Origin of the sequence: Reinekea sp. (assembly GCF_046710285.1) — a bacterium.
Taxonomy (GTDB): Bacteria; Pseudomonadota; Gammaproteobacteria; order Pseudomonadales; family Natronospirillaceae; genus Reinekea.
In genome coordinates, this window is sequence record NZ_JBKEGY010000009.1 from 121,198 (window position 1) to 128,961 (window position 7,764).

8 protein-coding genes are annotated in these 7,764 nt (G+C 43.3%); 3 read left to right on the forward strand and 5 right to left on the reverse strand.

Annotated elements, in window-relative coordinates; translation table 11 throughout:
• Positions 1-29: 29 nt before the first annotated feature.
• From ACI882_RS08595 to gshB, 5 genes are read right to left on the reverse strand one after another with little or no spacing between them, the layout of a single operon-like run.
• Positions 30-2,339, reverse strand: a complete 2,310-nt coding sequence (locus tag ACI882_RS08595; RefSeq protein WP_411746422.1) for an ATP-dependent DNA helicase — start codon at positions 2,337-2,339, stop codon at positions 30-32.
• Positions 2,308-3,927 (reverse strand): VRR-NUC domain-containing protein, encoded by a 1,620-nt coding sequence (locus ACI882_RS08600; protein WP_411743171.1) that lies wholly within the window; start codon positions 3,925-3,927, stop codon positions 2,308-2,310. Before ACI882_RS08600 ends, ACI882_RS08595 begins: the two co-directional genes overlap by 32 nt.
• A complete protein-coding gene (gene ruvX, locus ACI882_RS08605) occupies positions 3,905-4,333 on the reverse strand; it encodes a Holliday junction resolvase RuvX (protein WP_411743170.1) in 429 nt (142 codons plus the stop codon). Before ruvX ends, ACI882_RS08600 begins: the two co-directional genes overlap by 23 nt.
• Positions 4,326-5,219, reverse strand: coding sequence for an energy transducer TonB (locus ACI882_RS08610; protein WP_411743169.1), 894 nt, complete (start codon positions 5,217-5,219; stop codon positions 4,326-4,328). Before ACI882_RS08610 ends, ruvX begins: the two co-directional genes overlap by 8 nt.
• 3 nt (positions 5,220-5,222) lie before the next feature.
• Positions 5,223-6,176 (reverse strand): glutathione synthase, encoded by a 954-nt coding sequence (gene gshB, locus ACI882_RS08615; protein ID WP_411743168.1) that lies wholly within the window; start codon positions 6,174-6,176, stop codon positions 5,223-5,225.
• Positions 6,177-6,431: 255 nt separating this feature from the next.
• On the opposite strand from gshB, the gene pilG reads away from it, so the two are divergent.
• From pilG to ACI882_RS08630, 3 genes are read left to right on the forward strand one after another with little or no spacing between them, the layout of a single operon-like run.
• A complete protein-coding gene (gene pilG, locus ACI882_RS08620; RefSeq protein ID WP_008047949.1) occupies positions 6,432-6,812 on the forward strand; it encodes a twitching motility response regulator PilG in 381 nt (126 codons plus the stop codon).
• Between the two features lie 37 nt (positions 6,813-6,849).
• Entirely contained in the window at positions 6,850-7,227 is a 378-nt protein-coding gene (gene pilH, locus ACI882_RS08625; protein WP_215999852.1) for a twitching motility response regulator PilH, read from the forward strand.
• A 6-nt stretch (positions 7,228-7,233) separates the two neighbouring features.
• Positions 7,234-7,665, forward strand: coding sequence for a chemotaxis protein CheW (locus ACI882_RS08630; RefSeq protein WP_411748463.1), 432 nt, complete (start codon positions 7,234-7,236; stop codon positions 7,663-7,665).
• The last annotated feature ends 99 nt before the right edge of the window (positions 7,666-7,764 follow it).

Here is a 7,764-nt window from a genome sequence, read left to right on the forward strand (position 1 = left end):
CGAATTCCAAGCAATGGCCGGCTTCTAAGCTATGGGGCAGCAGTGGTGTCGGTCCAATCTTTTATTGAGCATAGTCGAACTTGCCAATAACTCGGTAGCAGACCTTGTTGCCAGTACGTTTTGAAACGATCATCCACCAGTATAATTTCGCCTATATCTGAGTGGGTTCTAACAGTCCTCCCTGCGGCTTGTAAAACTTTCTGAAGACCAGGATACATATAAGTGTAATCAAACCCTGGTAAGCCTTGCTGGCTAAGAGAATCTTTTATTCGGTTGTTTATATCATTTACTTGTGGGAGCCCAGGTCCAATAATAACGACTTGCTCAAGTTGCTCGCCGGGTAAGTCGATTCCTTCAGAAAAAACGCCGCCTAAAACACAAAATAAGGTAATGCCACGCTCATTTCTAAATCGAGTTAATAGTTGGGCTTTATCGTCCGAGCTCCAATGAGGGTTCTGCACAATATGTCTCTCACTATTTAGCCTTAGTGATTTAACACAGTTGTTTAATTGCATATAACTTGAAAAAAATACCCATGTATTTTTCTTGTTATGGCAATAGCTATGTAACAGTGGACGTATTAATTCTGGTAGCGCAAGGCGATCTGAAAACCGTGTGGAAACATCATCAATAATGCGAACCCTGTGTTGACTAGGTAAAAAAGGTGAAGGAAGGGTTTGGAACACCGCTGAAGTTAATCCATTTAAAGTTAATGAATAAGCAGCAGGTTTCAATGTCGCTGAAAATGCGACGACATTATTGACTAAATTGTGTTTTTCTTCGAGCAGGCTAGCAGGGTTTAAACAAAGCAGTTCGACTTTTCGTTCATGTGTTTTGCCATCGTGATAGCGCCAAATAAAGTCACGTTCATTGGCAAGTTCACTCAATCGAACAAAACGAGAGCATAAGAATATAAACTGCTGCCACTCAATTGGGGGTTCAAAGCTGGGTTCTTCACGTAGCAATGCTGCGCTGTCACTGACAAACTGGCGTGCTTGCTGAATTAACGCCAAAGGTGGCTCAGAATCAATCATCAGATGTTTATCTTTACAGCAGTTACGTAAAGCAGTTTGTATTTTGCTTAACGTTTTTTTGATGCGCTTAGGACATTGTTGTCTTAATTTATGTAGGGCTTCACCATTAAAGTCAGTTGAGTAAATCATTCTCCCGCGATCAATTAGGTTGTGCGCTTCATCAATTAATACTGTCGCTCGATTATCTATTTCTTTAAGAAGATAGGGCTGAACAGCGGTTGTATCGTAAATATAGTTTAGGTCACCAATAATTAGATCTGCCCATATCGCCCAGTCTTGGCTTAAATAGTAAGGGCAGATTTCATGCGTTTTGCCAAATTCGGTTATTGCTTGCCCTGTCCAATGGACTGGATCAAACAAGTGGACTCTTAAGTTAGAGCGTTTCTCAAAATACTGATTGGCAAATTTGCAATATTGACCATCGCAGGGCGTTTCTTTTGACAAACAATAGGTATCTTTAGCTGACAGCTGAACGGCATTGATCGCCGCTTCTGTATCCGCTAATGCCACACTTGACCAAGCAGCTTCTTGGCCGGTGGTTTTCATGGACAAATAAAATATAGAGTCAATTGGTTGGCTGCCCATTGCTTTAAGAGCAGGGTACAAAGCTGCGAGAGTTTTACCTGTACCGGTTGGGGCTTCAACTGCTAAATGACGCTTGGTGACACTCGACTTATAAACGCTTTCCGCCATTAACCTTTGCTCTGGTCGCATTTCGCCAAACGGAAAGTTTAAATTATTTAGCCAAGGTATTAATGCGCGATTATGTTTAACTTTTAGGGCTAACCAGTCGCTGTATCTCGTGCAACACTCTACTAAATAATCGATTAACTCAGCCGTGCTTAACCAAGAGACTTCTGGCCACTCTTGTAGGGTTTGTGGGTGTACATAGCATACACTGACTTTAAAAAGTTCTTGATTGGGGTTTCTAGTTGCAATCATGCCAGCGTATAGTTTAGCCTGACTTAAGTTGAGCGCCTTGGCTGTTTCAGGAATTTCACTGGGAGGTATGCGTGATGTTTTTATTTCCTCGATACCCTGCTCTGTGATTCCGTCAACCCGTCCATTAACGCTAAGGTCGAACTCTGACGCTTGCCAGTCTAGGCGAACGCTCACTTCTGGTTGATAAGGCGAGGAACGTTTTTGTTGAATATATCGGTGACTGAATTGGCCTTCTATGCTGCTCGGTGATGCGCGGTATTGGCTGATTAAATCTCCAGATGTTTGGCAAAAATCGGCTAGTGCGCGAACATTAATTTTAAAAGCAGGGCGCTTAGTGATAACTGACATAACAAACGCTGACATTTACGTTGAGCTTATTGAAGGTTTTCAACCATGCAATTTGGTTGTCCTGTAGCTTATCACCAGGGCCTTTAATCTCGATAAACTCATAACCGTGTAATGTACGTTGGAATAAATCTGGGAAACCAGAACGATGATGACGAATATCGGTAAATATATGCCTGTATATTCCGTGCCATTGCTCAAGAGAAAGGGCATCGAAGCAACTTAGTACAGTATCGAGGTTTAACACTTTCCAGTTGATGAACGGGTTAGAAGTGCCGGATTTTTCTTGCCAGGTCTGAATTATTATTTCACGCAGCTGAGCTTTATCGTGCTGGTACATTTTGTTAATTAGCACCTGCCGCTTAATGGTGAAATCTTCTTCTAGTAAGTCAGTGGGACCCGATTGAAAAGAGTGATGCCATACTCCAGGAACATCCGCAAAGATAATCGGCCAAATTGATAAGCCGAACACTGCCATCGGGAGACTGTTTTCGAGCCATTCGCAATGCTCCAGATAATCGCTTGCGATGAGCTCAACTGATTTGTCTTCGCGGTGAGCAATAATGTACTTTTCCTGCCAGATAGGCTTAATGAATTTTATTGTTGGCAACTCCAAGGCTTTATTAACTTTATTGATAAAACGCTGATAAAAGGCTATTTCGCTGTTTGCTTTGGGTTGAGTTTGCATGTCATTTAGCAAAATTAGTGCGCTGTTAAAATGCTCTTGCTTGAATAAGATACGTACGCGTCGCTCTCGTGATGGTGGTAAGTCGTTTGTATCGAATAGGGCTAATGCTAGGTCAAGCTCTTCTACTTGTTCCAGACGATAAGCGATGCGATTCAAAAGCTTATGCCACCGATATTGCAATTGTTTAGAAACATTTAATTTAAAACAGGCTTCTGCAAATTGTACCAGACCGGTCCAGTCTTTTGCTTCTTGCAGTAAGTAAAAGTCATTGTTGAAATCGCTAATTTGTAAAAACTGTTCTATGTCGACCTGGTTAGAGAAAAAACGATTCTTGACATCCAATGGATATGCCTCATATTTTGCAACACCAAGATCATCGAGGATGAAGTCTGTTATCGTTTGCCGTTCGTTGCCAAAATATAGTAATTGAAGGCGTCTAATACTGTCATAATCTAAGGGGCAAATTATTGCGTCTGGGCAGCCCCACTCTGAGGCCGTCATTAATTGCTCATCGTCTAACCACAGATCTACTAGATCGTTTTTTTTAAGTTTTTGGTTCTCTTCTAAAAACAGCTCTCTTGAGGTCGAGACGGGTAGAATATCTATCAGCTCCCACGCGTAAACTTCAGGGTTAACGGCAATTAGATTTTGTGTAATTAACTCTTGAATGGCGAGAGACATATCGTCGATTTCTGCGTAATCTAGTTTACGCTCAATGAAGTTAGGGCCTTTGCGCATGTACAAGCGAATGAGTAGCCTTAAAGCTCGATGCGAGCTGCGGTCTATTTTCCTTAAAAAAGATCGATCCGCATCCGTCAACAAATCTTCGTAGCGCTGCGCAACCGTGCCGACCATCGCTAAGAAGTAGTCTAAGTAGTAATTATCGGCAGGACGATTAGAGATTGTGTAGCTGCTCATTGAGCCAACTTTGTAAAATGATTTGCGCTGCGATACTGTCTATTTTGGCTTTACGCGCCTTAGACAGTGACATTGCTTTGCCATTGATGTGTTGTAAGGCTTCTTTGGTGCTAAGCCGTTCATCTATGCCGTTTGCTGGCAAACCATAGCGACCATGTAGCCGTTTGCGAAATTTATTTGCGCGTACCGTCATTTCTGATTCTGAACCATCCATATTATAAGGAAGGCCAACGACAAAGCCAGCGGGCTTCCATTGTATAACGAGCTCGTCTATCTCTGCCCAGCTAGGGATTCCATTGCGTGCTCTTAATGGGTTTAACTCTGTGGCGGTGTGGGTTTGTGTCTGCCCGCAAGCAACACCTATCCAGCCGGTACCCCAGTCAAAGCCAAGCCAGAATTCAGCCATCGGCGCTGAACCGAGTTGTTTCGTCAACACGGAAGTGCCAAGTTCGCATAATGACAAGCACGTTATTGCCCTCTAAAATTTCGGCAGATAACGGTTCAAATGGTGCTGCTAGATGAACAATTTGTTTCGCCGCCTGATCTAAAATACTACTGCCAGAAGGGCGCGTTACTGAGACATCTCTTAGAGAGCCGTCTTCGTTAATTTCTACCGCCAAGCCGACTGAGCCAATTAGTCGTTTTTCACGCGCAGCGTCGGGGTAATTTTGGTTACCAATGCGCTCGACCTTTTGTAGCCAAGTATAAATATAGCTCGCATCGGCCGCTCTTTTCGCAGAGACGGCAGTCAAGGTTTTGGTTCGTGGTCGTTTGGCGTAATTTTGTCGGCTATCTTCTAGTAGAGCTTTAAGCGTTGCCACATCGGTAATATTGTTAAGGACGATATTCTCTTTTTCCGCGTTTGCAGAAGTTGCGGAGCCTTCTTCGAGAGAAGCATCATTGGCTGCAAAATCACTCAAATTACTACTGGTTATAATTCGATCATGACTAACGCTCAAGTTTGTATAGGCTAAGTGTTGAACCATTGGTGTAGTATGAAAAATTTGATTTTCCTCTATTTCCGCTTCTTGGTCAGACTTGAGCAATGCTTTGTCTTCAAGCGTACCGCTACCCATTTGGTCACTGTCAGCCAAAAAGTCGGCTTCTTCAAGCGGTACATCATCATTGCTTTTATGTAAGCTGAGAGTGACTTCGAGTGTCGGGCTACTCTGTTTTTGCGTGAACGCGCTGAAGCTTACACCGAAAATCAGCAAAGCATGCAGCGCGAGCGCTAAAAACACAGTAAAACTGAGGCGATCAAAAGCGCCTATTTTAGCTGTTTGCGTGGCCATTCTTTATCGTTTTACCAACCTTTTTTCAATTGCGTTCATTAAATCGCCGGCGATATCTGTACCGTACGCTGTATCGATCTCTCGAATACAGGTTGGACTAGTAACGTTAACTTCTGTTAAGTAATCACCAATAACGTCTAAGCCGACGAATAGTAACCCACGCTTCACCAATTCGGGTGCGACTTGGTTCGCAATCCAGCGGTCTCGATCAGAAAGGGGTTGAGCGACGCCACGTCCACCCGCAGCTAAATTACCTCGGGTCTCCCCTTTCGCTGGGATTCGAGCTAGGCAATAATCAACGGGTTGGCCATCAACGATGAGAATTCGCTTATCGCCATCTTTGATCTCGGGTAAATATTTTTGTGCCATGATTTGCTCTTGACCGTATTTCGTCAAGGTTTCAATGATTACGCCAATATTTGGATCTTCCGGCTTTAGCCTGAAGATTGCCGTACCGCCCATGCCATCAAGTGGTTTAAAGATGACATCTTGATGGGTTTGGTGAAATTGGCGCAGTAAATCGGCATTTCGGGTCACTAAGTGAGGTGGAGTGCATTGGCTAAAATTGGTCGCAAAAACTTTTTCGTTGCAGTCGCGCAAACTTTGTGGCTTGTTGACTATTAATGAGCCAGATTGCTCGGCTTTTTCTAGTAAATAGGTACCATAAACGTATTCGTTGTCGAAAGGAGGGTCTTTTCGCATTAAGATAACGTCGAAGTCAGATAGTGGGAGAGCTACTGGCTCGCCTAGCTGGTAGAAGTCATCTGGATCTCTAGTAACGGTTAACGGGGTGCTTAGCCCTTTAGCGACGCCATCTTCAAGGTATAAGTCGGCCATCGTTAAATAGTGTAATGACCAGTTTTTGTCGGCAGCAGCCCATAGCATGGCTAAAGAACTGTCCTTTTTGAAATTGATGGACTCAATTGGGTCCATCACAATAGCTAGTTTAATCGTCATGAGAGTCTCTATTTTAAGAATTGGTCGTAAACTGACATGGTAAAGCAAAGTGTCGTAAGGCAAAATAACTTTCTTAACAGACAGTTATAGCGATAAGTTAGAATCTATGATAAAAGTTACTTGTTTGGAATTTAGCTTATTTTTAAGTTACGACAGAGGTAAGCGTGTTAGACTGAAGTCATATTATTTTTGTAAATAATCAGCTAACATTGTTTGAAATTTTTTAATTGAAAGCGCTCAACCTTGGGAAGGCCTATGGATACCAGTTTTGACAATTTGAAAGTAATGGTGATTGATGACTCTAAAACCATTCGCCGCACGGCAGAAACCTTGCTAAAAAAGGTGGGTTGTGACGTTATTACCGCTACTGACGGGTTTGATGCGTTGGCTAAAATCGCCGACTCTAAGCCAGATATCATATTTGTCGATATTATGATGCCAAGATTAGACGGATATCAAACCTGCGCACTGATTAAAAATAACAGTGCCTTTAAAGAAACACCTGTAATCATGCTTTCAAGTAAGGATGGCTTGTTCGACAAAGCAAAAGGACGGATCGTCGGTTCCGATCAATATTTAACTAAGCCATTTGGTAAAGAAGAATTGCTCGGCGCGATACGTGATTACGTCAAATAGATAAAACGAATTTTAGTGAAACGAACAAGGGTGTGTTATGCCACGTGTCTTAATAGTAGATGATTCTCCAACTGAAACCTATGCCTTCCAAGGTATGCTGGAGAAGCATGGAATAGAAGTGTTAACGGCCGACAACGGCGCTGATGGTGTTGCTTTGGCACGCCAAGAATTGCCAGATGTCGTATTGATGGACATCGTAATGCCTGGGCTAAACGGTTTTCAGGCAACACGCCAGTTGACTAAAGGGGCTGATACAGCTCACATTCCCGTTGTCATTGTTACCACAAAAGACCAAGAAACCGATCGGGTTTGGGGGCGACGTCAAGGCGCATCAGGCTATTTGGTCAAGCCGGTAGCTGAAGCAGAGCTGCTTAAAACCATTGAAGCTGTTATGGCTGGCAAAACTTTAGGTTAATCTGACATGTCCGATATAACCCCAATTGCGCTATTGCGGGATATTGAATCCCGAGTTCGCACCAGTGCAACGGGTCTTCCTGAGCAAAGCGAAGTCACCGAAACCTGGAGTGGGATTGGCTTTCGAATCGGCGAGCATTACTTTGTTGCGCCGATGTCTGAAGTAAAAGAAATTCTACGAGTGCCCGCCTATACTCGCCTGCCGAATGTGCAGGCATGGGTGTTAGGTGTGTCGAATATCCGTGGCCGACTTATCCCAATTATTGATCTAAATACTTTTTTATCTTACGAAAGCCAGCTCGCGATACGTAATCGACGCATATTGGTAATTGAACAGAATGAACAAAGTGATGGTTTGGTGATTGATGGGGTTGAAGGGATGCAATATTTCCCTGTCGACGACTTTAATGAGTCAGCACCCGCTATTCCGAAGGAATAAAGCCCTTTGTAACTGGGCATTTTGTAAAAGAAGATCGAGTTTGGTGTCGCTTTAATATGCGGGATCTGTTTGAAAATGAAGAGTTTCAAGGTGTCGCCG

Coding starts and splice junctions, on each gene's coding strand:
- ACI882_RS08600 (WP_411743171.1), bottom strand. CDS start 3,927: ATGAGCAGCTACACAATCTCTAATCGTCCTGCCGATAATTACTACTTA.
- pilH (WP_215999852.1), top strand. CDS start 6,850: ATGCCACGTGTCTTAATAGTAGATGATTCTCCAACTGAAACCTATGCC.
- ACI882_RS08595 (WP_411746422.1), bottom strand. CDS start 2,339: ATGTCAGCGTTTGTTATGTCAGTTATCACTAAGCGCCCTGCTTTTAAA.
- pilG (WP_008047949.1), top strand. CDS start 6,432: ATGGATACCAGTTTTGACAATTTGAAAGTAATGGTGATTGATGACTCT.
- ACI882_RS08610 (WP_411743169.1), bottom strand. CDS start 5,219: ATGGCCACGCAAACAGCTAAAATAGGCGCTTTTGATCGCCTCAGTTTT.
- ACI882_RS08630 (WP_411748463.1), top strand. CDS start 7,234: ATGTCCGATATAACCCCAATTGCGCTATTGCGGGATATTGAATCCCGA.
- gshB (WP_411743168.1), bottom strand. CDS start 6,176: ATGACGATTAAACTAGCTATTGTGATGGACCCAATTGAGTCCATCAAT.
- ruvX (WP_411743170.1), bottom strand. CDS start 4,333: ATGGCTGAATTCTGGCTTGGCTTTGACTGGGGTACCGGCTGGATAGGT.